Annotated in this window: 23 protein-coding genes and 1 pseudogene; 17 read left to right on the forward strand and 7 right to left on the reverse strand. The window is 67.5% G+C overall.

The window, feature by feature from the left end; all coding sequences use genetic code 11:
- Positions 1 to 45: 45 nt before the first annotated feature.
- Entirely contained in the window at positions 46 to 1,038 is a 993-nt protein-coding gene (locus tag NL126_RS11330) for a radical SAM protein (RefSeq protein ID WP_255194984.1), read from the reverse strand.
- A 67-nt stretch (positions 1,039 to 1,105) separates the two neighbouring features.
- The gene (locus NL126_RS11335) at positions 1,106 to 1,672 is read right to left on the reverse strand and encodes a YbhB/YbcL family Raf kinase inhibitor-like protein (protein WP_255194985.1); all 567 of its coding nucleotides are present in this window, start codon (positions 1,670 to 1,672) and stop codon (positions 1,106 to 1,108) included.
- 65 nt (positions 1,673 to 1,737) lie between these two features.
- Here NL126_RS11335 and NL126_RS11340 point away from each other — a divergent pair, with 65 nt between their 5' ends.
- Positions 1,738 to 3,051, forward strand: a complete 1,314-nt coding sequence (locus NL126_RS11340; RefSeq protein WP_255194986.1) for an MFS transporter — start codon at positions 1,738 to 1,740, stop codon at positions 3,049 to 3,051.
- A 66-nt stretch (positions 3,052 to 3,117) separates the two neighbouring features.
- Positions 3,118 to 4,218 carry a DUF373 family protein gene (locus tag NL126_RS11345; protein ID WP_255194987.1) on the forward strand — a complete coding sequence of 367 codons (1,101 nt, stop codon included), beginning with the start codon at positions 3,118 to 3,120 and terminating at the stop codon, positions 4,216 to 4,218.
- A 342-nt stretch (positions 4,219 to 4,560) separates the two neighbouring features.
- On the opposite strand, the gene NL126_RS11350 is transcribed toward NL126_RS11345, so the two are convergent.
- The gene (locus NL126_RS11350) at positions 4,561 to 5,403 is read right to left on the reverse strand and encodes a polyprenyl synthetase family protein (RefSeq protein WP_255194988.1); all 843 of its coding nucleotides are present in this window, start codon (positions 5,401 to 5,403) and stop codon (positions 4,561 to 4,563) included.
- A 93-nt stretch (positions 5,404 to 5,496) separates the two neighbouring features.
- On the opposite strand from NL126_RS11350, the gene NL126_RS11355 reads away from it, so the two are divergent.
- Complete coding sequence (locus tag NL126_RS11355) at positions 5,497 to 5,796, forward strand: hypothetical protein (protein WP_255194989.1); 300 nt, start codon at positions 5,497 to 5,499, stop codon at positions 5,794 to 5,796.
- A gap of 284 nt (positions 5,797 to 6,080) precedes the next feature.
- Here NL126_RS11355 and NL126_RS11360 read toward each other — a convergent pair whose 3' ends face one another.
- The 3 genes from NL126_RS11360 to NL126_RS11370 form a co-directional block, all read right to left on the reverse strand.
- Complete coding sequence (locus tag NL126_RS11360; protein WP_255194990.1) at positions 6,081 to 7,043, reverse strand: electron transfer flavoprotein subunit alpha/FixB family protein; 963 nt, start codon at positions 7,041 to 7,043, stop codon at positions 6,081 to 6,083.
- On the reverse strand, positions 7,040 to 7,834 hold the full coding sequence (locus NL126_RS11365; protein WP_255194991.1) for an electron transfer flavoprotein subunit beta/FixA family protein: 795 nt from the start codon (positions 7,832 to 7,834) through the stop codon (positions 7,040 to 7,042). The genes NL126_RS11360 and NL126_RS11365 overlap by 4 nt, the downstream gene beginning before the upstream one ends.
- Positions 7,835 to 7,936: 102 nt before the next feature.
- Entirely contained in the window at positions 7,937 to 9,106 is a 1,170-nt protein-coding gene (locus NL126_RS11370; RefSeq protein WP_255194992.1) for a helix-turn-helix transcriptional regulator, read from the reverse strand.
- Positions 9,107 to 9,256: 150 nt separating this feature from the next.
- On the opposite strand from NL126_RS11370, the gene NL126_RS11375 reads away from it, so the two are divergent.
- Both NL126_RS11375 and NL126_RS22180 read left to right on the forward strand, forming a co-directional pair.
- Entirely contained in the window at positions 9,257 to 10,555 is a 1,299-nt protein-coding gene (locus NL126_RS11375) for a DUF7096 domain-containing protein (RefSeq protein WP_255194993.1), read from the forward strand.
- 49 nt (positions 10,556 to 10,604) lie between these two features.
- Positions 10,605 to 10,706 (forward strand): annotated as a pseudogene (locus NL126_RS22180) (type IV pilin domain-containing protein); the annotation flags it as partial.
- A gap of 365 nt (positions 10,707 to 11,071) precedes the next feature.
- Here the strand turns inward: NL126_RS22180 and NL126_RS11385 are convergent.
- Entirely contained in the window at positions 11,072 to 11,749 is a 678-nt protein-coding gene (locus NL126_RS11385; RefSeq protein WP_255194994.1) for a methyltransferase domain-containing protein, read from the reverse strand.
- A gap of 314 nt (positions 11,750 to 12,063) precedes the next feature.
- On the opposite strand from NL126_RS11385, the gene ahaH reads away from it, so the two are divergent.
- From ahaH to NL126_RS11445, 12 genes are all read left to right on the forward strand, one after another.
- Positions 12,064 to 12,396, forward strand: coding sequence for an ATP synthase archaeal subunit H (gene ahaH, locus NL126_RS11390; protein ID WP_255194995.1), 333 nt, complete (start codon positions 12,064 to 12,066; stop codon positions 12,394 to 12,396).
- Positions 12,383 to 14,587 (forward strand): V-type ATP synthase subunit I, encoded by a 2,205-nt coding sequence (locus NL126_RS11395; RefSeq protein WP_255194996.1) that lies wholly within the window; start codon positions 12,383 to 12,385, stop codon positions 14,585 to 14,587. Before ahaH ends, NL126_RS11395 begins: the two co-directional genes overlap by 14 nt.
- Before the next feature lie 178 nt (positions 14,588 to 14,765).
- The gene (locus NL126_RS11400) at positions 14,766 to 15,038 is read left to right on the forward strand and encodes a F0F1 ATP synthase subunit C (protein WP_255194997.1); all 273 of its coding nucleotides are present in this window, start codon (positions 14,766 to 14,768) and stop codon (positions 15,036 to 15,038) included.
- A gap of 22 nt (positions 15,039 to 15,060) precedes the next feature.
- Positions 15,061 to 15,645 carry a V-type ATP synthase subunit E gene (locus NL126_RS11405; RefSeq protein ID WP_255194998.1) on the forward strand — a complete coding sequence of 195 codons (585 nt, stop codon included), beginning with the start codon at positions 15,061 to 15,063 and terminating at the stop codon, positions 15,643 to 15,645.
- Complete coding sequence (locus NL126_RS11410; protein ID WP_255194999.1) at positions 15,642 to 16,700, forward strand: V-type ATP synthase subunit C; 1,059 nt, start codon at positions 15,642 to 15,644, stop codon at positions 16,698 to 16,700. Before NL126_RS11405 ends, NL126_RS11410 begins: the two co-directional genes overlap by 4 nt.
- A complete protein-coding gene (locus NL126_RS11415; protein WP_255195000.1) occupies positions 16,697 to 17,026 on the forward strand; it encodes a V-type ATP synthase subunit F in 330 nt (109 codons plus the stop codon). Before NL126_RS11410 ends, NL126_RS11415 begins: the two co-directional genes overlap by 4 nt.
- A complete protein-coding gene (locus NL126_RS11420; protein WP_255195001.1) occupies positions 17,023 to 18,780 on the forward strand; it encodes an ATP synthase subunit A in 1,758 nt (585 codons plus the stop codon). The genes NL126_RS11415 and NL126_RS11420 overlap by 4 nt, the downstream gene beginning before the upstream one ends.
- Before the next feature lie 2 nt (positions 18,781 to 18,782).
- Positions 18,783 to 20,204 carry an ATP synthase subunit B gene (locus NL126_RS11425; RefSeq protein WP_255195002.1) on the forward strand — a complete coding sequence of 474 codons (1,422 nt, stop codon included), beginning with the start codon at positions 18,783 to 18,785 and terminating at the stop codon, positions 20,202 to 20,204.
- 120 nt (positions 20,205 to 20,324) lie between these two features.
- On the forward strand, positions 20,325 to 21,752 hold the full coding sequence (locus tag NL126_RS11430) for a wax ester/triacylglycerol synthase family O-acyltransferase (RefSeq protein WP_255195003.1): 1,428 nt from the start codon (positions 20,325 to 20,327) through the stop codon (positions 21,750 to 21,752).
- A gap of 57 nt (positions 21,753 to 21,809) precedes the next feature.
- Positions 21,810 to 22,448, forward strand: a complete 639-nt coding sequence (locus tag NL126_RS11435; RefSeq protein ID WP_255195004.1) for a DUF7504 family protein — start codon at positions 21,810 to 21,812, stop codon at positions 22,446 to 22,448.
- A 27-nt stretch (positions 22,449 to 22,475) separates the two neighbouring features.
- The gene (locus NL126_RS11440; RefSeq protein ID WP_255195005.1) at positions 22,476 to 23,165 is read left to right on the forward strand and encodes a V-type ATP synthase subunit D; all 690 of its coding nucleotides are present in this window, start codon (positions 22,476 to 22,478) and stop codon (positions 23,163 to 23,165) included.
- Between the two features lie 95 nt (positions 23,166 to 23,260).
- Complete coding sequence (locus NL126_RS11445; protein ID WP_255195006.1) at positions 23,261 to 23,593, forward strand: amphi-Trp domain-containing protein; 333 nt, start codon at positions 23,261 to 23,263, stop codon at positions 23,591 to 23,593.
- Positions 23,594 to 23,622: the final 29 nt, after the last annotated feature.

Genomic DNA, 23,622 nt, shown 5'->3' on the forward strand with positions numbered 1-23,622 from the left:
CGTTCTCGCGGGCGATATTAAGTCACGTGGCCGACAGCTTCTGTCCTACGCGACGGGCGTCCGCTCGACCACGGTGCCGTCGTACGTCGGGTACTGCTCGACGATTTCGCCCTTCTCCACGTCGCCCTCCTGGACCATCTCCTCCAGCAGCCACCACGCGAGTTCGACGTGGTCGGACTTGACGGCGTAGAACTCCTCGGGCACGCCGAGCGCCTGCAGGCGCTCCTCGGTCTCCCACGTCTTCCCGTAGACGAGGGTGCCGTCGTCGGTCACCTCGTCGAACTCGCGGCGGATGTTCCGGGCCATCCGCTTCAATCGAGACCGGTGCTGGGCGGCGTCCTTGAACACGCTCGTACAGAAGTAGACGCGCTCGTGGTCGCCCATCGTCTCGAGGATGTCGTGGCTCCCCTCGACCGCGCTCATGTGGCCCTCGCGGAGTTCGAATCCCTCCTCCTGCATCCGTCGGTAGTTGCCGTCGGACATCTCGAACTCGTTGATGTTGCAGAACTCCGCGGCGCCCTCGTCGAGGAACTCGAGGAACTCCGGTTCCGCGCGGATGCCGGGAATCTCGAACGCCGGGGTCAGGCCTTCCTCGCGGGCGATGTAGAGGATGTCTTCCCACTCCGTTCCATGCAAGTCGCCCCAGAGTTCCAGCGGCGGGTGGAAGCGAATCTCGTCGAGCCCCGCCTCCGAGAGGCGGCGCATGTTCTCGCGGCCGCCCGTGATGCCCGTGTAGAGGTGGGTGTGGTGGTCCTCGCCGAACTCCTCTTTGAGGAGGCGGAGGTAGCGACACGTCTTTGCCATCGCCTCCTGCGGTTCGCCGCCCGTAATCGAGGTGCCGAGCGCGCTCATGCGCTTGGCCTCCTCGATGATCTCCTCGTCGTGCTCGATGGGCCGCTCGTTGGCGTACGTCTGGGTGACGTTCTTCCGGTTCTCACCCAGGGGACAGTAGAAGCAGTCCCGCTGGTCACAGTAGCCGTAGACGAAGAGGACCATCTTGCCCCCCTTGGCACACTGCTCGCAGCCCTTCGAGATCATTCACTCCCCTCTCGTGCCCCGAGCCGCAAAAGTCGTGCGTTTGGAAGTCAGCGGTCGTGTGAGGGTGTCACGCTCGCTCGTACGTCCCCGTGAGCGTCGTCCGTGCGACCGTGTGGTTCTCGACGGCCCCGAGCAACTCGTCGCGCGTCGCCCCCGGGTCGAGCCCCGTCATCGCGTCGAGCGCGAACAGCCGGAACCGGTAGGTGTGCGGCCCGTCGCCGCGCGGCGGACAGGGCCCCCGGTAGCCGAGGCTCCCGAAGCCGTTTCGCCCCTGCCCCGCGCCGTCGAGCGAGGTGACGCGGTCGCCGGTCGGCACGTCGCCCGGAATCGTCCGGGTGTCGCCGGGCACGTCGAACAGCACCCAGTGGACGAACGGCGCCGCCGAGGGTGCGTCGGGGTCGTCGACCAGGAGCGCGAACGCCTCGGTACCTTGTGGCACGCCACCGATGGCGAGCTCGGGCGAGCGGTCCGCCCCGTCGCACGTGAACTTCGACGGGATGGTGGCCCCATCGTCGAACGCCGGCGACGTCAGCGACAGCGCCGTGCCGCCGTCGGTCATCGTCGGCGTGGGTTCGGACCCCGTACAGCCCGCGACCGCCGCGGTCAACAGGCCGAGTGTGGTGCGTCGGCGCATACCACTGGTTGGGCGCCAGACCACTTACACCCGGTGGTTAAGTCCCTCGCTCGCCTGCTGCGTGTATGGACGACTCTGGGCGCCGACGGGCACTCGCCATCGTCTTCGGCGTCGTCTTCCTCGACCTCCTCGGCTTCTCCATCGTCATCCCCATCCTCCCGTTCTACACCCGCGCGTTCGGCGGGAACGAACTCGTCATCGGGCTCCTGGCCGCGAGCTACGCCGTGATGCAGTTCCTCTTCGCCCCCTTCCTCGGATCGCTCTCGGACCGCTACGGCCGCCGGCCCGTCCTCCTGCTCTCCATCTTCGGTGGGGTCATCGCTTGGACCATCTTCGGGCTCGCCTCGGCGCTCTGGATGCTGTTCCTCTCCCGGATGCTCGCGGGCGCGATGGGTGGGAACATCTCGACTGCACAGGCGTACGTCGCCGACATCACCCCCCGCGAGGAACGCGCACAGGCGCTCGGCCTGCTCGGCGCGGCGTTCGGTCTCGGGTTCATCTTCGGCCCGGCCATCGGCGCGGTGCTGGCGTTCCCCGACGTGGTGGCCGCGGTCGACGGCGTCGTCGATATCGTCCCCATCACCCAGTTCAGCCTCCCCTCCTTCGCCGCGGCGCTCGCCAGCCTCTTCGCCGTCGTCGTCGGGTTCTTCGCGCTCCCCGAGTCCCGGGAACTCGGCGAAGCGAGCGAGCGAGAGTCACAGATCTCACAGCTCGTCGCTGCAGTTCGCAACCCCGACGTCCGGGGGCTGCTGGCGGCGTTCTTCCTGCTCTCCTTCGCGTTCGCGGGCGTCCAGACGATGTTCATCCCGTACGTCGCTGACGTCTACAACTACTCGGAGACGCAGGCGTCGCTCCTGCTCACCTACATCGGCGTCCTCGCGGTGATCGTCCAGGGAGGGCTCATCGGCCCGCTCACCAAGCGGTACGAGCCGATCAAGCTCACGCTCGGCTCCTCGGCGCTGTTGGCCGTGGCGCTCGGCGCCATCCCGTTCACCCGCGATTTGGCCGTGCTGTTCCCCGACCTCTCGAACCTCGCTGGGTTCCTGACGCCCGCCCTGCTCGCGCTGCTGTTCGTCCTCGCGATGCTCGCGCTCGGCAACGGCGTGGTGAACGTCACGCTCTCGGCGCTCGTCTCGACGCGCGCCAGCGACGAGCGACAGGGCAGTGCGTTCGGGCTGACGCAGGGTGCCGGGAGCCTCGCGCGCGCCATCGGCCCCATCGTCATGGGCGGGGTGTACGCCGGTATCGGCTTCCGCGCCCCCTTCGTCCTCGGGGCGCTCGTCCTCCTGCCCGTACTCGGCATCGCGGTGAGCCTCGGCCGGTCGGTCGACGCGGACCCCGAGGAGGCCACCCCCACGGACCCCGGGCACGTCCGGTGAGTGGTCGGAGAACCCGGTGAGCCGACGCCCGAAAACAGTTAAAGGCCGGCGACGAATCCTCAGGCAATGCTGCTGGTGCTGTGTGTCGACCTCGACGACGACCTCGGTCGCAAGACCGGCTTCGAGACGCCGGTCATCGGCCGGGAGGCCGTCGAGCGAGCCGCGGTCGCGCTCGCGACCGCCGACCCCGAGGACTCCGACGTGAACGTCATCTTCGAGGGGGCACACATCTACGACACCATCACCGAAGAGACCGGCGAGAGCGTCGAGGTGGCGGTCGTCACGGGGCTCGCGAAGAGCGACGTGGCCGCCAACCGCAAGGTCGGCGAGGAGGTCGACCGCGTGCTCGCCTCCCTGCAAACCGGCGAGGACGTCCGCGGCATCGTCGTCACCGACGGCGCACAGGACGAGTCGGTGATTCCGGTCATCCGCTCGCGGGTCCCCATCGACTCGGTCCGTCGGGTGGTCGTCCGACAGGCGCAGAACCTCGAGTCGATGTACTACACCATCAAGCAGGTGCTCGACGACCCCGAGACCCGTGGCACGATCCTCGTCCCGCTCGGGATCCTGCTCTTGATCTATCCGGTCGCCATCCTCGCCGACCAGCTCGGGCTGCCGGGCTCGACGCTCGGCGTCCTCTCCGGCCTCCTCGGACTGTACGTCCTGTTCCGGGGGCTCGGCCTCGAAGAGAGCGTCGACGGCGCCATCGAGCGCGCGCGCGTCGCGCTCTACACCGGCCGGATGACGCTCGTCACGAGCGTCGTCGCGCTCGCACTCCTCGCGGTGGGCGTCGCGAGCGGGATCGAGTACCTGACTGCGCTCTCGGAAGCGCGCGGCTCGCTCCCGGTTCTCGGCACCGTCGCTGCCGTCGCGTTCGGTGCCGTCGAGTGGTTCGCCGCTGCCGGAATCGTCGCCTCACTCGGGCGGGTCACCGACGAGTACCTCGCCGACAGCCTGCGCTGGCGCTACCTCAACGCGCCGTTCTACGTGCTCGCCATCGCCGTCGTCGTCCACGCCCTCTCGGCGTACCTGCTCGAACTCAACTTCGCGACGCTCGCGTATCTGGCGGCGGCCCTGACTGCGGGGACGCTCCTGAGCCTCGCGAGCACGCTCGCCTTTGCCGTCGCGGAGTCACGGCTCCCCCGGAAGCCGGACACGGCGGCGTGAAGGTCAGCACTACCTAGCACTACCTGTTATACTGGTGCCATCCGCCGTCCGTGTGTCGTCGCACGCAGCCCTCGGGTTGCGTCGTCTCGGCCGTGACGAGGTTGAGGGGCCGAACGACTACCCGTTCGACGACTACTGAGGGTGGCGTCGAGTGACCAGTGCGTCCCACGCCTCTCGACACTCGGCACAGAGATACCCCACTGTCCCGTCGACGACGTGCCGGTGGACGACCTGCTGGCACAGACACCGTTGGCAGCGCATACGTTCGTGTCGCTCGACCGGAACTTCACTATTCGGAGGATACTGCCGGTAAGCTCACTACCGACTCCAGAGAGGCCGGGCTTACCGTTCCCGGACGACCACGAACTCTGCGAGGTCGCGGAGGTACTCCAGCGCCTGCGATTCGGGGGCGTTCGTTCGGTCGAGCGCGTCGAGGGCGGCGTCGGACTGTGCGCGGGCCCGCTCGTTCGCCTCCTCGGGCGTGAGGTCCGTCACCTGCACGAGCGACGGGCGCTCCATTTCGGCGTCCTGTCCGGTCGGCTTCCCCAGTTCGTCGGCGTCCGCGGTCGCGTCCAGCACGTCGTCACGAATCTGGAAGGCGATGCCCACGCGCTCGGCGTAGTCGCCGAACGCCTCGACGGTGGCGGGGTCGGCGTCGGCGGCCACGGCCCCGAGCTGCGCGGCAGCGCGGAACAGCGCCCCCGTCTTTCGGCGGGCGAGCTCCATGTATTCGGTCTCGTTGCTCGGCTGTGCGACGAGCTCCGTGGCCTCGCCCTCGCCGAGTTCCGCGACAGCGTCGGCCACGATCTGCATCGCGCGCGCGTCGGTCGAGAACAGGTGGAACGCCTCGCCTAGCAAGCCGTCGGAGGCGATGATGGCCGGGCCGTGGCCGAACTCGGTGTGGGCGGCGGTGACGCCCCGGCGAACCTCGGACTCGTCGATGATGTCGTCGACCACCAGCGAGGCGTTGTGGACGAGTTCGATGCCGACGCCGAAGTCGACGGCGGCCTCGGCGTCGCCCCCCGCGGCCTCGCAGGCGAGCACCGTGACGGTGGGGCGGACGCGTTTGCCCCCTGACAGCGAGACGTGCTCGACCTGCTCGCGCAGTTCGACGGGCTCGACTGCCTCGAGAACGGCCTCGAGCCGCTCCTCGATACGGGCCCGTCGCCGCTCGAGATACTCCATTACGTGAAAAGACGGGCGCGGGTCGCAAGTAGGTGACGGAACGCGCTATCCAGACACCGACGGACTCAGGTGGCGTGCGGGTCGACGGCCGGTGTGTACCCGCTCCGGTTCCTGCTCGTTCTCGTGGCGGCGCTGGTCGGCACCGGCTACGTCCTCGGTGGGTTCGCCTGCTACCGCTACGGCCACCGGCGTGACCACACGCGGGCGCTCGTGTTCGGCCGCACGGTCGTCACGTTCGCGCCCGCACCGCTGCTCGCGGCCGTCGTCGGCTTCTTCGTCCAGTTGGTCGTCACCGGCTCCATCATCCTCGGGGTCGTCGGCCTGCTCGTCGTCGGTGGCGTGCTGGTGCCCCCGGCACGCGGTGTGGTGGCGGTGTTCGACGACGCCGGGTGAGGGGGGTCGAAACACCTGCTCGTCGAGCCACGGGCCAAGACGAACCGCGAGCTCGGCGAGCGTGTTCGTCTCGGGGGAGGGTTGGTGCGGTCGCGGTGCGGGCGTCTCCTGGTGGATTCGAAGGGCGAGCCGTTTCCGGGAAGACGGCCGACGCAAGCACGCGACCGTGAGGGAGCGCGCGCAGCGAGGCCCTCGACTGGAAACGGTGAGGGCTTCGGAGGTGTCCCTCGCGGTGGCTTCGCGTACGATGCCGAAAGAAGAATCGATGGAAGTGAGGACAGCGACTAGGGCGGGGTGCCGCCGAACTCCTCGATGAGTTCGGGGACGACGTCGAACAGGTCGTCGACGATGGCGTAGTCCGCGATGTCCATGATGGGCGCGTTGCCGTCGGTGTTGATGGCGATGATGGTGTCCGAACCCTTCATGCCGGCGACGTGCTGGACCGCGCCGGAGATGCCGATGGCGATGTAGACGTCCGGCGTGACGACCTTGCCAGACTGGCCGACCTGCCGGTTCTTCGGCAGCCAGCCGTTGTCCACGATGGGACGCGACGAGGAGAGCGTCGCGCCGAGCGCGTCGGCGAGCGCCTCGACGAGTGGGAGGTTGTCCTCCTCCTCGATACCGCGGCCGATGGAGACGAGGACGTCCGCTTCGGAGATGTCCACGTCACCAGCGCCGACCTCCTCGAAGCCGTTGACCGTCGACTTGACGGCGTCCTGGTCGATAGAGACGTCGGCAGCCGAGATGTCGGCGTCGCCGGTGCCCTCCGCCTTCGCCCACTCGGCGGGGCGGATGGTGAGCGCGTACTCGTCGGCGTCGACGTCGAGCGTCGTCTCGACCTTGCCACCGTACTCCTCGCGGGTGACACTGAGCGCGCCGTTCGCCTCGAATCCGATGGCGTCGGTGACGAGCGGCAGGTCGAGTGCGCTTGCCACGGCCGGCGCGTAGTCGAGCCCGTTGACCGTGTTCGGCAGCAGCAGCGCCGAGGCACCGCTCTGCTCGTAGAGCTGCTGGATGGCCTGGTTGTACACGTCGTGGTTGAACTCCTCGCCCTCGTCGACGGTGTGGATGGCGTCGACGCCTTCGCGGTTGAGCTGCTCGGCGAAGCCGTCGACGTCGCCGCCGATGACGCCGAGGTGGAGTTCGCCGCCGAGCTGGTCGGCGAGTTCACGACCCGCCGTGATGATCTCGTACGAGACGTCGCGGAGCTCGCCGCGACGGTGCTCGGTGATGGCGAGGACCGTCATCCCTCGACCACCCCCTTGTCACGGAGGAACGCAGCGAGTTCGCCGGCGGTCTCCTCGGCGGAGCCCTCCCAGATGGTGGCGTCGCTCTCGGACTCCGGCTCGTACATGTCGGTCTTCGACACCGCGGACTCGGTGACCGAGCCGTCGAGGCCGAGGTCGTCGAGCGTCTGCACGTCGAGTTCCTTCTGCTGGGCCTGACGAATCCCGCGCAGGGAGGCGTACCGCGGCTCGTTGATACCGGTCTGGATGGTGAGGACGGCCGGGAGGTCGACGTCGGTCAGTTCCTCGACACCACCCTCGAGTTCGCGGCGGACGCTCGCGACGCCCCCCTCGGCGTCGAGGTCCAGCGCGTTGACGACCGCAGCCCACTCGTAGCCGATGCGCTCGGCGAGCGCGACGCCCGTCGCACCGAACGAGTCGTCGGCGGCCTGCACACCGGTGAGCACGAGGTCGGGCTCCTCCTGCTCGACGACGGCGGCCAGCAGGTCGGCCTTCGTGGAGACGTCGAGGAACTCGGCGGCCTCGAGGTCGTCGTCCCAGACGCGGAGCGCACGGTCGGCGCCCTTCGCGAGCGCCATCCGGATGGTCTCCTCGGAGCGCTCGGGACCGATAGTGGCGGTGACGACTTCGACGTCGTCGTTCTCCTCGGAGGTCTGGACGGCCTCCTCGACGGCGTAGTCGTCCCACTCGTTGAGGTCGTATTCGAGGTAGCGCTCGTCGATGTCGAGTCCGCTGATTTCGAACTCGTCTTCGACTTCTGCCACCTCCTTTACGGTGACTAGTATCTTCATCGTCGTCTGTGAATGACGGCCATTCGCGGTTAAACGTTTCCGAATGAAGCAACGGTTTCGCCGGCTACACGGGCTCTTCTGCCCATGACACGTGTTCTCGTGTCACTCGTTATCGAACTCTCCCAGCTCCTCGTCCGGCAGCGAGATGAGGTTCTCGCGGCCGATACGGAGCTTGTCGATGCGACCCGCCTCGTCCATCGCCGAGAGCAACTGGGAGACCTTCGCGTTCGACCAGCCGGTCTCCTTCACGATGTTCGCCTGCTTCATCCGGCCGCCGTTCTGTTCGAGGAGGTACTCGACCCGCTCCTCGTCGGAGAGGAGGTCGAAGTCGGGTTCGGGTTCGGAATCGGGTTCTGAATCGGGGTCGGACTCCGGATTGTCGTCTTCGGCGGCGCCCCCGCTGGCAGCGCCCGAGGCCACCGGGACGTCGGTGCCGCCGTTGGCGTTCGGCTGGGGCGTTCCGGGGGTGTCGTCGTCCTGCCGCTGTGAGAACAGGTAGGCACCGATGGCGAGCGCGCCGAGCACGACGACGATGATGCCGACGAGTCCGAGCGTCGAGAGATCGAACCCGCCCGGCGACGGGGTCTCGTCCGTCCCGTTCGGCGACGTGCCGGGGCCGGTCTGCTCGTACGTGATCTGGCCGAGATAACCGGGATCGAAGCTCGTCTGGCCTCGAATCGTCACGGTACCGCCCTGGATGCCAACGCCGGTGGGGATGTTGAACACGGTGTAGCCCGGCGGCGGCTGGATGACGAGCGTCTGGCGCTCGGTCAATCCGGGGAGCCACGTCCCCGTCGTGGTGTTGAACCCGTCGCCGATGCGGAGCCGGTCGCCGCTCGTCTCGGTGAAGTTCGTCCACCGGAACGTGAGCGTCAGCCGGCCGACGGTGACGTTCCCGGTGTCGTCGACCGTCGTGTTGTAGCGGGGCTGTTCGATGCGCATCTCGCGGCCGGTCGCGTTGCGGCCGGCGGCGGCAGCGTGTTCGAACGTCGAGATGTCGTAGGAGGTGTCGGGGTCGCCGGTCTCGAAGCTACTCGCCACCCGGTCGAACGCCCGCCGGTCGCTCTCGTTGTCGAGAACGAACTCGGTGGTGACTCGCCACCGGGCGTCGCCGTCCCCTTCGAGCTGGACGGTCATCGTCATCTCGTCGGGGGCGAGCGTCGTGTTGGCGTCCTGTGTCGCCGGCTCCGCCGCTGAGTGCCCCACGACCACGGGAGCGCCGGCCGCGAGGAGGAGCAAGCAGAGGAGGGCGAGACGCGGCCCGAACCGCATAGGTCGCTGTGCACTCGCCGCACGCAAAACGCTTTCCATCCCCCGATGAACGGTCTGCGGCGCCCATAAAACGTCTCGGCATCGCTCGCGCGCTCGTTCGACAGGTGAGAGACAGGCGGATTTTTGTAGCGTCCGACAGGACGTAGGTGTATGAACGGTCCCCTGCGCGTCGCCCTCGCGCTCCTACTGGTCGTCGCCCCCGCCGCGGCGGCCGTCCCGCTCGCCGGCGCCCCCTCCGCGCCGAGCGTCGCGGACGGTGCGATGCCGACGGCCCAGGCCGACGGCGGCGCCACGCCGAACGGCCTCCCCCCGGTCGTCCCCGCCGCGAACACCTCCGCGTATCTCGCGCTTCCCGACGACCGCATGCAGACGGTCCGGTTCGGAACCGTCACGCTCGACGTCGGCGGGGCGCTGTCGCGAGACACCACCAAACTCCACGGCCGGTACACAACGGCCCAGCTCCGTGAGGCGTTCGCCGCCGCCGGTGACGACACGGTCGAGCGGCGGGCCGTCGTCAACCGGACGGCCGATAACCTCGACCAGCGCATCGCGGACCTCGCTGCCCGCGAACGGGCCGCGCTCGAAGCCTACAACGACGGCGAACTCTCCACGCGTGCGTATCTCCGCGAGCTCGCCACCATCCACGCGGCCGCCGAGTCGCTCGGGAGCACCATCGACCAGCTCTACACGTTCGACCGTGCGTCCGGCATGCCGGTCGCAGTCACGCGAATCGCCCGCATGAAGGCGCGGCTCATCCCGCTCACCGGCCCCGTCCGGAATCAGGTCGCGCGGGCGATGACTGGCGACGCGTCGGCGCCGATGCGCGTGTACGTCGAGACCTCCGACAGCGGGTTCGTCCTCTCGATGGTGCAGGAGGGGCAGTTCGACACCCAGTACGTCCGTGAAGCCTACTTCGGCGACGGGCTCGACAGCCAGTGGGTCGACAAGCCCATCAGCATCGACGAGTTCGAGCGCCGGCTGGACGAACTGTATCCGTGGGTCTCGGAGAACAAGGACTCCTCGGACTCGGCGCTGACGGGCGAGCCGAACTACCTGCGCTCGGGCGTGTACGCCATCGCGTACAACCATCCGCACGGGACGGTCAGCAACCGGGACCTCGCGGTCTACTACGACGCCGGCACCCAGGCGGTGTTCTTCGAGACCCAGCAGCTCGACGTGAGCCAGCTGCCAACCACCGAACTCGCCAACGAAACCGACGAGGACCTCCGTGTCGTGCTCCGCGGGACGCACGCCGACGGGCCGATGGCCGTCACCGTCGTCGACGCCACCACTGGCGAGCCCGTCGACGCGACGGTCGCGGTCGGGGGCGAGCCTGTCGGCCGCACGGACGGCGACCGGCTCTGGACGGTCGCGCCTCGCGGCACCTTCTCGGTCACCGCCAGCGCCCGCGGCGCCAACGTCTCGGTGACGGTCCCGAACTTCGCGTAGGACGCCGTCGGCCCCGAACTTCAAGTGTGAAGCCGCGGCCACGCGCCGTGTGTCCGGCTCGTCGCGAGCGGTCTCGCCGGTCGTCGGCGTCGTCCTGCTGACCGCGCTCACCGTCCTGCTGGCGGCGAGCCTCGCGGCCGCGACGCTCGCGGTCTCACCGCCACCGCCCTCGACCGGGGGGCCGACGGTGCTCTCGGTCACGGCTGACGCCAGCGGCCGGGTCGAGCTCGTCCACGAGGGCGGCGCGCCGCTCGTGGTCGAACGGCTCCGGGTGCGAATCGCGGTCGACGGCGTCGGCCTCGCGCACCAGCCACCGGTTCCGTTCGTCGGCGCTCGTGGGTTCCGTGGTGCTCCCACTGGTCCGTTCAACAGCGCCACCGACGGCCAGTGGACGGTCGGCGAGCGCGCAGCGGTCGTGGTCGCGGAGACGAACCAGCCGACGCCCTCGCGTGGCTCGACGGTCACGGTGACGGTGTACGAGAACGGGCGGCAGGTGGCGGCCGTCGAGACCGCGGTTCAGGCCTCGGCTTCGAGCGTCTCGGAGTCGTCGTTCGAGTCGTCGTGGTCCGTGTCGTCGTCGGGGACGCGCGCGACGGTCGTGATTGCTCGGGGAGTTCCGGGCTTCCGCTGCTGGATGTGGTGGTCGAACTCGGTGAAGCCGGCGTCCGAGAACATCCGGTCGGCCTCGGCCTCGTCGTAGAACAGCATGATGGCGTCCGCGAGTTTCTGGAACACCTTCGACTCGGGGTAGTCGGGGCCGACCACGAGCACGGGCCCGCCGGGCTTGACGACGCGGCGGAACTCCGCGAGCGCGTCGACCGGGTTCGGCCAGTACTCGATGCTCCCTGACGACCACAGCGCGTCGAACGCGTCATCCTGGAACGGGAGGCGCTCGGCGTCCCCGCGGTAGAAGTTCACCTGGTCGGTCTTCCCGAACTTGGCGAACGCCTTCTCCAGTTGGCCGCCGGACTGGTCGAGCCCGTGGACGTCGTCGGTGTGCTGGAGCAAGCCCTCGGTGGCGAAGCCGGTGCCACAGCCCACGTCGAGCACGCGGTCACCCTGCTCGACGCCGAACCACTCGAGCGCCTCGTCGCGCATCTCCTCGTTCCAGATGAACGGGTTCACCTGGTCGTACACCTTCGAGAAGTACCGGTAGAACAGCCGCGCCCGCGCCTTGTTCTCGAGGAATCCCATTGGCCTGTTTTGGAATCGGGCGGGCATAGTTCTGCGGATTCCGGGCTAGACCGCTGTGGTCCTGGAACGGGTGGCGACAATGCCTCGAAAGCCCCCGGACGCTCGACCGCCCACACTGCTCACGGCTCCCGCTGGTCGCCGTTCGCAAGAACGTGGTGCTCGCGGCTCGTTTCACTCGCCGCTCACCCCACGCAGCTCACGGGTCACTCACTCCGTTCGTTCCCCGCTCACCGTACCGTGGCCTCGCTTCGCTCGGCCACGCATACTTCGCAACTACCATATACGCCGTTGCCCAATCCTCGCACGATACGAATATGGCGAGGCCAGAGGTTCTGGACCGAATCAAGGAGGCCGAGCAGGAGGCCGACGATATCGTCGCCGAAGCCGAAGAGGCCCGCGACGAGATGATCTCCGAAGCCCGCGCGGAGGCAGAGGAGATTCGCGAGAACGCTCGCGAGGAGGCCGCCGAACTCCGTGAGGACCGGCTCTCGGAGGCGCGTGAAGAGATCAACGAGGAGCGGGAGGCCCTGCTCGAAGAGGGGCAGGCCGAGCGCGAGACGCTCGAAGCTCGCGCCGCCGACCGCGAGGAGGACGCCGTCGAGGACGTCCTCGAACGCTTCGAGGAGGCGGTTCATGCTCAGACCTGAGCGAATGAGCCGGGTCTCGGTGACGGGATCCAAGGGCGTGATGGACGAGGTCATCGAGGCTGTTCACGACCTCTCGCTGTTCGACATGACCGACTACGACGGCGAGTGGGAGGGGTTCACCCCTGGCAACCCGGTCGCGGGCGCCGACACCGCCTCGGAGAAGCTGGTCACCGTCCGTTCGCTGCAGTCGATCCTCGGCGTCGACGAGGAGGACGCCGGGCCGACGCGCATCGTCACCGACGACGCGCTCGAGGAGGAACTCGAAGAGGTTCGCACGCGGGTCAACGAACTCGACGACCGGCGTGACGAGCTCGAAGACGAGCTCCGCTCCGTCGAGGAGAAACTCGAGGCTGTCGAGCCGTTCGTCGACCTCGGCATCGACCTCGACCTGCTGCAGGGGTACGAGAACCTCTCCGTACTCGTGGGCCAGGGCGACCGCGAGGCAGTCCGCCGCGCGCTCGTCGAGGCCGACGGCGTCGACCGCCACCACATCGAGTCCGGGAGCGAGACGAACACGCTCGCCGTCTTCGTCTACCCCGCCACCGCCGAGGTACAGGACGCGCTCGTCGGGGCGAACTTCACACAGCTCGAGGTGCCCGAGACGGACGCCGAACCCGCGGCGTACGTCGACGAGCTCTCCCACCGGCGCCAGCAGCTCTCCTCGAAGCTCAACACCGTCGAGGACGAACTCGACGACCTCCGCATCGAGGTCGGCGGGTTCCTGCTCGCCGCCGAGGAGAAGCTCGCCATCGAGGCGCAGAAACGCGAGGCACCGCTCTCGTTCGCGACGACGGAGAACGCCTTCGTCGCCGAGGGCTGGCTCCCGACCGAGCGGTTCGTCGACCTCGCGGAGGCGCTCCAGAACGAGGTCGGCGACCACGTCGACGTCGAGGAACTCGAGCGCGCCGACTACGACGAACACGGCTTTGCCACCGGCAGCGAGCCCACCGAGGGCGGCGCGGTCGGCGGCGGGGCCGCCGCCGCGGACGGGGGCGAAGAGGTCGCCACCGACGGTGGGCACGCCCACGCGGGCGACGTCGCGATGAGCGGCGGTGCGCCGCCGGTCGTCCAGGACAACCCCGACGTCGTCAAGCCGTTCGAGGCGCTCGTCGGCGTCATCAACAAGCCGAAGTACTGGGAGCTGGACCCCACCGTCATCCTGTTCCTGACGTTCCCGCTGTTCTTCGGCTTCATGATCGGTGACCTCGGCTACGGGCTGCTGTACATGGGGCTCGGCTACACTCTCATGACGCGGTTCGACTCGGACGTCATCCGCTCGCTCGGTGGTGTCGGTCTGCTCGCTGGCGTGTTCACCGGCATCTTCGGCATCCTCTACGGCGAGATCTTCGGGCTGCACCAGCTCGGCGAGATCGTCTGGGGCGGCTCGCCGCCCATCCACAAGGGACTCATCCCCGAGTACGGCGACTACGCGCTCGGCTGGCTCGTCCTGAGCCTGCTCGCTGGGGTCGTCCACCTCACCATCGGGTGGATCTTCGACTTCTACGAGAACCTCTCGCACGGCTTCGGTGACGCGATGCTGGAGTCGGGCTCGTGGCTCATGATGATGTTCGGCCTCTGGACGTGGATCTTCGCCGGCGCGTTCGGCTCCGCTCCCGACATCATCTACGGTGCCGACTCCGTGTTCAACGGCCACCCGTTCCCGCTCGGCTTCACCGGGTTCTCCCCGACCATCGGGCTCGCGGGGCTCGCGGTGTTCGGCGTCGGGCTCGCCCTGCTCGTGTACGGTGAGCCCATCGAGGGCGTCGAGTTCCTCAACGTGCTCGTGAACGTGCTGTCGTACACGCGGCTGGCTGCGGTGCTGCTCGCGAAGGCGGGGATGGCGTTCGTCGTCAATCTCCTGTTCTTCGGCGTGTACGTCACCGAGACCGAACACGGCGACGCGTGGCACTTCGCACTCGGGCACATGCCCGAGGTGGGTGATTCGGTCCACGGCCACGTCGTGACCGAGATCATGTTCGGTGGCCTGCTCCACGGCGGTGTCGCGGCGTTCCTCGTCGGCATCGTCATCCTCGTGGTCGGCCACATGCTCGTGCTCGCGCTCGGGGTCACCTCTGCCGGTCTGCAGGCGGTGCGTCTCGAGTACGTCGAGTTCTTCGGGAAGTTCTACGAGGGCGGCGGTCGCGACTACGAGCCGTTCGGCTACGAGCGGCGCTTCACCACCGAGGAGTAGGAGGTTCTCGCGGTACTCGAACCTTCGAGCGTTCCCCTCACTTTCTCGCCCACCCTACTTAGTGGTATTCTTTCGCATACAGCCGAGAGACGGCTTCGTGGGCACGTTTGGGAAGTTTTATGGGTTGTCTGCTGTGAGGTACGCCTGTTCGGAGACAACCATAGAGGACTAACTACCAATGTACGAACTCGTCATCGCGCTGTTCAGCAGTATCGCACCGCTTCTCCAGGGAGACGCCGCCAACGCAGTCGCCGCCATCCCGCCGGCAACGGGTGCGGCCATCGCGGTCGGGCTCGCGGCGTTCGGCGCGGGCTACGCAGAGCGCGGTATCGGTGCCGCGGCGGTCGGCGCCGTCGCCGAGGACGACGAGATGTTCGGTCGCGGGCTCATCCTCACGGTCCTGCCGGAGACGCTCGTGATCCTGGCGCTCGTCGTCGTCTTCGTCGTCTAAACGCACCACCCCTTTTGCACACATGAGCCTTGATACGGTCGTAGAGGACATCCGAGACGAAGCCCGCGCGCGTGCGGAGGAGATTCGAGCCGACGGCGAATCTCGAGCCGAGGCGATCGTCGCCGAAGCCGAATCCGACGCCGAGGACATCGTCGCGGACGCCGAACGGGAAGTGGAACAGCAGATAGAACAGGAGCGAGAGCAACAGCTCTCCTCCGCCAAGCTCGAGGCGAAACAGCAGCGACTCGAAGCCCGCCGGAGCGTCCTCCAGGACGTCCACGAGCAGGTCGAGGCCGCCGTCGCCGACATCGACGGCGAGCGGCGCGAGGAACTGACCCGTGCGCTGCTCGCCGCCGCCGCCGAGGAGTTCGAGGGCGCAGAGGAGGTCCACGTCTACGGTCGCGCGGACGACCAGGAGCTCCTCGAGGACATCGTCGCCGACTACGACGGCTTCGACGTCGCCGGCGAGCACGACTGTCTCGGCGGCGTCGTCGTCGAGGCCGAAGGGAGCCGGGTTCGCGTGAACAACACGTTCGACTCCGTGCTCGAGACGGTCTGGGAGGAGAACCTCCGCGAGATCTCCGACGAACTGTTCGAGGGACGATGAGCATCCGTCAGGAAGGCACCGCGAACTACGAATACGTCACCGCCCGCGTCCGGTCACGCCGAGCGTCGCTGTTCGACGCCGACGACTACCGGAAGCTCGTCCGCATGGGGCCGAGCGAGATCGCGCGGTTCATGGAGGAGACGGAGTACGAGCGCGAGATGAACGCGCTCGGCTCGCGCTTCTCCGGCGTCGACCTCGTCGAGTACGCCCTGAACCGCAACCTCGCGAAGCACTTCGAGGACTTGCTCGACTGGGCCGACGGGAAACTGTACGACTACGTCGCCCGCTACCTGCGGAAGTTCGACGCGTGGAACGTGAAGACCGTCATGCGCGGCCTCTACTCGGACGCGTCCAAGAGCGAGGTCGAGGACGACCTCATCCGCGCTGGCGAGTTCACCGACGAGTTCCTCGCGCGGCTGGTCGACGCGTCGTCCATCGAGGAGGCGGTCGAACTGCTCGACGGCACGATGTTTGGCAAGCCGCTCGCCGCCGCGTACGAGGTGTACGAGGAGGAGGGCGTGCTGGTGCCGCTGGAGAACGCGACGGACCGCGCCTTCTACGCGCACCTGCTCGACGACCTGCCGAGCGAACCCAACCGTGCCGAGGAGCTGTACGTGCAGTTCCTGCGCGCGGAGATCGACTTCCGGAACCTCCGGAACGCGCTGCGGCTGGCGCGCTCCGGCGCGGAGGTCGAGCCCTCGGAGTACTACATCGAGGGTGGTCGACTGTTCAGCGAGAGCGACGTTCGCCAGCTGGCGTCGAACCCCGACGAGCTCGTCGCCCGCGTCCGCGAGTCGCCGTACGGCGACGATCTCGAACGCGCGCTCGACGAACTGGACGACGCACAGGGGCTCATCGGGTTCGAGCACGCGCTCGACGCGGCGCTGCTCGAGTACTCGGACAAGCTGTCGAACCGATACCCACTGTCCGTCTGTCCGGTGTTAGCGTACGTCCTCGCAAAGGAGCGCGAGGTCGAGAACATCCGCGCCATCGCGCGGGGTCGAGAGGCCGGCCTCTCGACCGAGGAGATCGAAGAGGAGCTGGTGATCCAATGAGCCAGGAGATCGGCGTCATCGGCAGCCCCGACTTCACGACGGGGTTCCGTCTCGCGGGCGTCCGCAAGTGCGAGAACGTCCCGGACGACGAGAAGGACGAACGGCTCGACGCCGTGGTCGACGAGATGCTCGACGACGAGTCGGTCGGCATCGTCGTGATGCACGACGAGGACCTGGAGCATCTCTCGCGTACCGTACGACAGCGCGTCGAAACGAGCGTCGAACCCGTGCTCGTGACGCTCGGCGGAGGGACCGGCGCCGGTGGCCTCCGCCAGCAGATCAAGCGAGCGATCGGTATCGACCTGATGGAGGAAGACCAACAATGAGTCAAGCGACACAAACCGACGTCGAACAGGACGGCGTCATCGAAAGCGTGAGCGGTCCGGTCGTGACCGCCACGGACCTCGATGCCAAGATGAACGACGTTGTCTACGTGGGCAACGAAGGGCTGATGGGCGAGGTCATCGAGATCGAAGGCAACATCACTACCATCCAGGTGTACGAGGAGACCTCGGACGTCGCGCCGGGCGAACCGGTCGAGGCGACCGGCGAGCCGCTGACCGTGGACCTCGGGCCCGGGATGCTCGACAGTATCTACGACGGCGTCCAGCGCCCGCTCGACGTCCTCGAACAGCAGATGGGGGCGTTCCTCGACCGTGGCGTCGACGCGCCCGGCATCGACCTGGAGAAGGAGTGGGAGTTCGAGCCGACCGTCGAGGAAGGCGACGAGGTCACGTCAGGTGACGTGGTCGGTGTCGTCGAGGAGACGGTCCAGATCGACCACAAGGTGCTGGTGCCTCCGGGCTACGAGGGCGGCACGGTCACCTCGGTCGAGGCCGGCGCGTTCACCGTCGAGGAGACGGTCGTCGAACTCGACAACGGTGAGGAGATCTCCATGCACCAGGAGTGGCCGGTCCGCGAGGCCCGTCCCTCCGCGAAGAAGGAGACGCCGACGACGCCGCTGGTGTCGGGTCAGCGCATCCTCGACGGCCTGTTCCCCATCGCGAAGGGTGGGACGGCCGCCATCCCGGGCCCGTTCGGCTCCGGGAAGACGGTCACGCAGCACCAGCTCGCGAAGTGGGCCGACGCGGACATCGTCGTCTACGTCGGCTGTGGCGAGCGCGGCAACGAGATGACGGAAGTGATCGAGGACTTCCCCGAGCTGGAGGACCCCGTCACGGGCAACCCCCTGATGTCGCGGACCTGCCTCATCGCGAACACCTCGAACATGCCCGTCGCCGCCCGCGAGTCCTGTGTGTACACGGGCATCACCATCGCGGAGTTCTACCGTGACATGGGGTACGACGTCGCGCTGATGGCCGACTCCACCTCCCGATGGGCCGAGGCGATGCGCGAAATCTCCTCCCGACTGGAGGAGATGCCCGGCGAAGAGGGCTACCCCGCCTACCTGGCCGCGCGCCTCTCGGAGTTCTACGAGCGCGCCGGCAAGTTCCAGAACATCAACGGCACCGAGGGTTCCATCTCGGTCATCGGCGCCGTCTCGCCGCCGGGTGGCGACTTCTCGGAGCCGGTGACGCAGAACACCCTGCGTATCGTCAAGACGTTCTGGGCGCTCGACGCGGACCTCGCCGAACGGCGACACTTCCCGTCGATCAACTGGAACGAGTCCTACTCGCTGTACCAGGACCAGCTCGACCCGTGGTTCAAGGAGAACGTCGAGGAGGACTGGGCCGAGCAGCGCCAGTGGGCCGTCGACGTGCTCGACGAGGAGCAGGAGCTGCGGGAGATCGTCCAGCTCGTCGGGAAGGACGCCCTGCCCGACGACCAGCAGCTCACGCTCGAGGTCGCCCGTTACCTGCGCGAGGCGTGGCTCCAGCAGAACGCGTTCCACGACGTGGACACGTACTGTGAGCCGAAGAAGACCTACCGGATGCTCGGCGCCATCAAGACGTTCAACGACGAGGCGTTCAAGGCGCTCGAGGCCGGTGTTCCGGTCGAGGAGATTCAGAGCATCGACGCCGCGCCCCGCCTGAACCGGATGGGGACGGCCGAGGACTACCACGAGTTCATCGACGAGCTCGAAGCCGAAATCGCGGCGCAGCTCCAGGAGAAGTACTGACAATGCAGAAGGAATACAAGACGATTACGGAGATCAGCGGCCCGCTGGTGTTCGCCGAGGTCGACGAGCCCGTCGGGTACGACGAGATCGTCGAGATCGAGACACCGAGCGGCGAGACGCGACGCGGTCAGGTGCTGGAGTCCACCTCGAAGTACGTGGCCATCCAGGTGTTCGAGGGCACCTCCGGCATCGACAAGAACTCCTCGGTGCGGTTCCTGGGCGAGACGCTCCAGATGCCGCTGACCGAGGAGCTGCTCGGTCGCGTGCTCTCGGGGTCCGGCCAGCCCATCGACGGCGGCCCGGACATCGAGCCCGAGGAGGAGCGCCCCATCGTCGGGGCGGCGATCAACCCCACCGCGCGCGAGTACCCCGAGGAGTTCATCCAGACGGGTGTCTCGTCCATCGACGGCATGAACACGCTGGTGCGCGGCCAGAAGCTTCCCATCTTCTCCGGCTCGGGGCTGCCGCACAACGACCTCGCACTCCAGATCGCCCGGCAGGCGACCGTACCTGAAGAGGACCAGGAGGGCGAGGGCTCCGAGTTCGCCGTCATCTTCGGCGCGATGGGTATCACGCAGGAAGAGGCGAACGAGTTCATGGACGACTTCGAGCGCACCGGTGCGCTCGAACGGTCGGTCGTCTTCATGAACCTCGCGGACGACCCCGCCGTCGAGCGGACGATCACGCCGCGGCTCGCCCTCACCACTGCGGAGTACCTCGCGTTCGACCAGGACTACCACGTGCTAGTCATCCTGACGGACATGACGAACTACTGTGAGGCGCTGCGCGAGATCGGCGCGGCCCGTGAGGAGGTGCCCGGTCGGCGTGGCTACCCCGGCTACATGTACACCGACCTCGCGACGCTGTACGAGCGCGCCGGCCGTCTCGAAGGTCGTGACGGCTCCGTCACGCAGATTCCCATCCTCACGATGCCGGGTGACGACGACACGCACCCGATTCCGGACCTGACCGGCTACATCACGGAGGGGCAGATCTACATCGACCGCGACCTCAACAGCCAGGGCATCCAGCCCCCGGTGAACGTCCTGCCGAGCCTGTCGCGGCTGATGGACGACGGGATCGGTGAGGGCCTCACCCGCGAGGACCACGCCGACGTCTCCGACCAGATGTACGCCGCGTACGCAGAGGGTGAAGACCTGCGCGACCTCGTGAACATCGTCGGTCGCGAGGCGCTGTCGGAGCGTGACAACCGCTTCCTCGACTTCGCGGACCGCTTCGAGGAGGAGTTCGTCGACCAGGGGTTCGACCGGAACCGCGACATCGACGAGACGCTCGACATCGGCTGGGACCTGCTCTCGATGTTCCCGAAGGCGGAGCTCAACCGCATCGACGAGGAACTCATCGAGAAGTACTACCAGGCCGAAGAAGCAGACGAAGAAGCGGAAGAAGTTACGGCAGACTGAGCCGCGACCCGGCAGACTGCGGCGTCTTTTATTCGTCGTCTCACCAGCAGATTCATCACCGGCGTCTGCCTGTATCCTCACCAGTATGGTGTCGACGGTCACGGCCAGGGGGGCGGAGCGATGAGCGACGACCAGCAACGTGAGCGGCTCTCCGGCCCGGACAACGCCTGGTTCCGGCTCGGCGAGCGGACGAACCAGATGGTCATCACCGGCGTGCTCGTGTTCGACGAGCCCATCGAGTACGAGGTACTGAAAGAGAAGTTCCGGAACAACCTGCTGCCGTTCAAGCGGTTCCGGCAGCGAATCGTCCACGACGCGCTCGGCCGACCGAAGTGGGAGCTCGACCCCGAGTTCGACCTCGAGTCACATCTCCACCACGTCGCGCTGTCCGAACCGCAGGACAAACAGACGTTCGAGGAGTTCGTCGCGGGGCAGATGGCGACTCAGCTCCACCCGGATATGCCGCTGTGGCAGGCGTATCTGGTGGAGGGTGCGGGCGACGGCAACGCGCTCGTGATGCGCATCCACCACAGTCTCGGTGACGGGTTCGCGATGATCTACCTGGCGCTCGGGCTCGCTGACGACCCCAGCGAGATCGACCTGCCCATCGGGAGCATTCCCGACCCGCCGGACGTGGGTGACTCCGAGGGAGACGCGGCGGCTACCGAGAGCGCGCCACAGCTGGCGACGGCCGACGGCGGATCGACGGCGTCGCCCAGTCTCGCCGACCGCATCGACGGCGTCGTCGAGGGTGCGCGGTCGGTCGCGGCGGGAGCGAAGGGCGCGAAACGGGCGGCGTCGATGGCGGCGAAGGCGCCGAAGAACACGTACGACCTGCTGACGTTCCCCGACGAACCCGACACGTCGCTCGTCGGTGACCTCGGCGTTCCCAAACGGGTCGCGTGGACCGACCCCATCGACCTCGACCTCGTTCGGGCCGTCGGCGAGGCGTACGACGCCACGATCAACGACGTGCTGATGACGGTCACCGCGGGCGGGTTCCGCCGGTATCTCGACGACATCGGGGAGCTCGACCGCGCCGACGACCTCCGGGTGGCGGTGCCGGTGAACCTCAAACCGCTCGACCAGCGGACCGAGGACCTCGGCAACTACTTCGGACTGGTCTACCTCCAGCTCCCGGTCGGTGTCGACACCCACGAGGCGCGACTCCACACGGTCAAATCACGGATGGACGAGCTGAAAGGGAGTCCCGAGCCGTTCCTCGTCTTCGCGCTGCTGTACGTCGGGGGGAACCTCCCCGAGCCGATCCAGAACGTCATCGCCAAGCGGCTCCGCAACAAGGCGACGGCGGTGGTCACCAACGTCCCGGGACCGACCACGTCCTTCACCTTCGGTGGCAAGGAAGTCAGCGACATCTTCTTCTGGGTGCCTCAGTCGCAGGGTATCGGCCTCGGCCTGAGCATTCTGAGCTACAACGGGAGTGTCCGCATCGGTATCGCGTCGGACGCCAAGCTCGTCTCGGAACCCCAGCGGCTGGTCGACGCGCTCCACGCGGGGGTCGACGCGTTGGCCGACGAGCTCGACTGACCGTCGAGTCCCGAACCAAGCACGGGGTTCATATCGGTGGCCCGTGTGCGATAGCCCATGAGCGACGAGTCCCTGGTCCGTTCCGGACTGGGGGATGCCCGCAGCGTGCTCGTGCTCGCTGACGGGCTCTCGCCGGCACGCGATGCCGCCTGCGGGGCACTGCTCGCCCGCGCTGCTCCCGACCAGCTCAACGTCATGGCCGTCACCTACAACCGGGGGGCCGGAGCGTGGATCGACCACACCGAATCGGCGCTCGGCGGGGCGCCTCGGAGCATCCGCCTCGTCGACACCGGCGGCGGAAGCGAGGCGGACCCCGCGGTGGGCGTCGAGGCCCCCGACGACCTGACTGGGCTCGAAATCGCCATCGCCGACCCGTTGCCGTACGACGACGGGACGACCGTCTTCTGTTTCGACTCGCTGACCGCGCTGTTGCAGTACGTCGACACCGACCGGGCGTACCGCTTTCTCCACGCGCTCGTCGAGCGACTCTGGAGCGCCGACGTGTACGCCCACGTCCACATGGCCCCCGGCGCCCACGACCCACAGACCGTCGTGACGTTCGCGGCACTGTTCGACGCCGTCGTCGCGACCGACTCCGATGCGTTGCCCTCGGGCGTCGACGCGACCGTCGTGGCCGACGGCGAGGAGCTCGTGGTCTCGTGGCGGCCACGCTTCGAGCCGGAAGGAAACGCCTAACACCCTTCGGAGGGAAGGATTCGGCAAATGGCCAAGGACGTCAAACCCACACGGAAGAACTTGATGGCGATCGAGGAGCGCATCGAGCTCTCCGAGCGGGGCCACGACACGCTCGAGAAGAAGCGTGACGGCCTCATCATGGAGTTCATGGACATCCTCGACCAGGCACAGGACGTCCGTGCGAACATGGACGACCGCTACCAGCGCGCCCAGCGCGCCATCAATATGGCCCGGGCGATGGAGGGTGACGTGGCGGTCCGCGGTGCGGCCTCGGCGCTCAAAGAACACCCCGAGATCACGACCGAGTCGCGCAACATCATGGGCGTCGTCGTCCCACAGATCGAGTCCTCGAAGGTGAAGAAGAACCTCGACGAGCGTGGCTACGGCGTGATGGGCACCTCCGCGCGCATCGACGAGGCCGCCGACGCCTACGAGGAACTGCTCGAGACCATCATCCTCGCCGCCGAGGTCGAGACGGCGATGAAGAAGATGCTCGAGGAGATCGAGACCACCAAACGGCGTGTCAACGCACTCGAGTTCAAGCTCCTGCCGGACCTCTACGACAACCAGGAGTACATCGAGCAGAAGCTCGAAGAGCAGGAGCGCGAGGAGATCTTCCGCCTGAAGAAGATCAAGGCCAAGAAGGAAGAAGAGGAGAAGGAGGCGGCGAAGAAGGAGAGCGAGCCGGTCGAGGAGCCGCTGACGGCGGACGACTGAGCCGTACGTTTCACTTCGTTGCAGTGGGTAAGCCGAACCATCGAGTTCGGTGGCTCCGTATAACAATACCGTCCGGGCCGGTGACTCCGGACGGAATGAACGAGTTCACACTCGAGCAAGAGACGCGACGTACCGAGATCGCCGACTACCTCCACCAACTGGCCGACGGCCTCGAGAGCGGTGACAAGGTGACGCTCATCGTGGGCGACCAGAGCGTGACCATCGACCCGCCCGAACACGTGTTCTTCAAGATCGAGACCGACACCGACAGTTCGTGGCTCGGCGGCGAGAACGGCCAGTCGATCGAGTTCGAACTGGGCTGGGAGGCGGCCGACGTCGACACCGACGAGGAACTGCTCATCGTCCAGCAACCGAACGAGGAGTCCACCGCCACGACGCAACAGGAGGAGGAGTACCCCCAACACTGACCGTCACCGGGACGCCCCCCGAGGACCGC

The sequence above is a fragment of the Halorarius litoreus genome, from assembly GCF_024362405.1.
Lineage (GTDB): Archaea > Halobacteriota > Halobacteria > Halobacteriales > Haloarculaceae > Halorarius > Halorarius litoreus.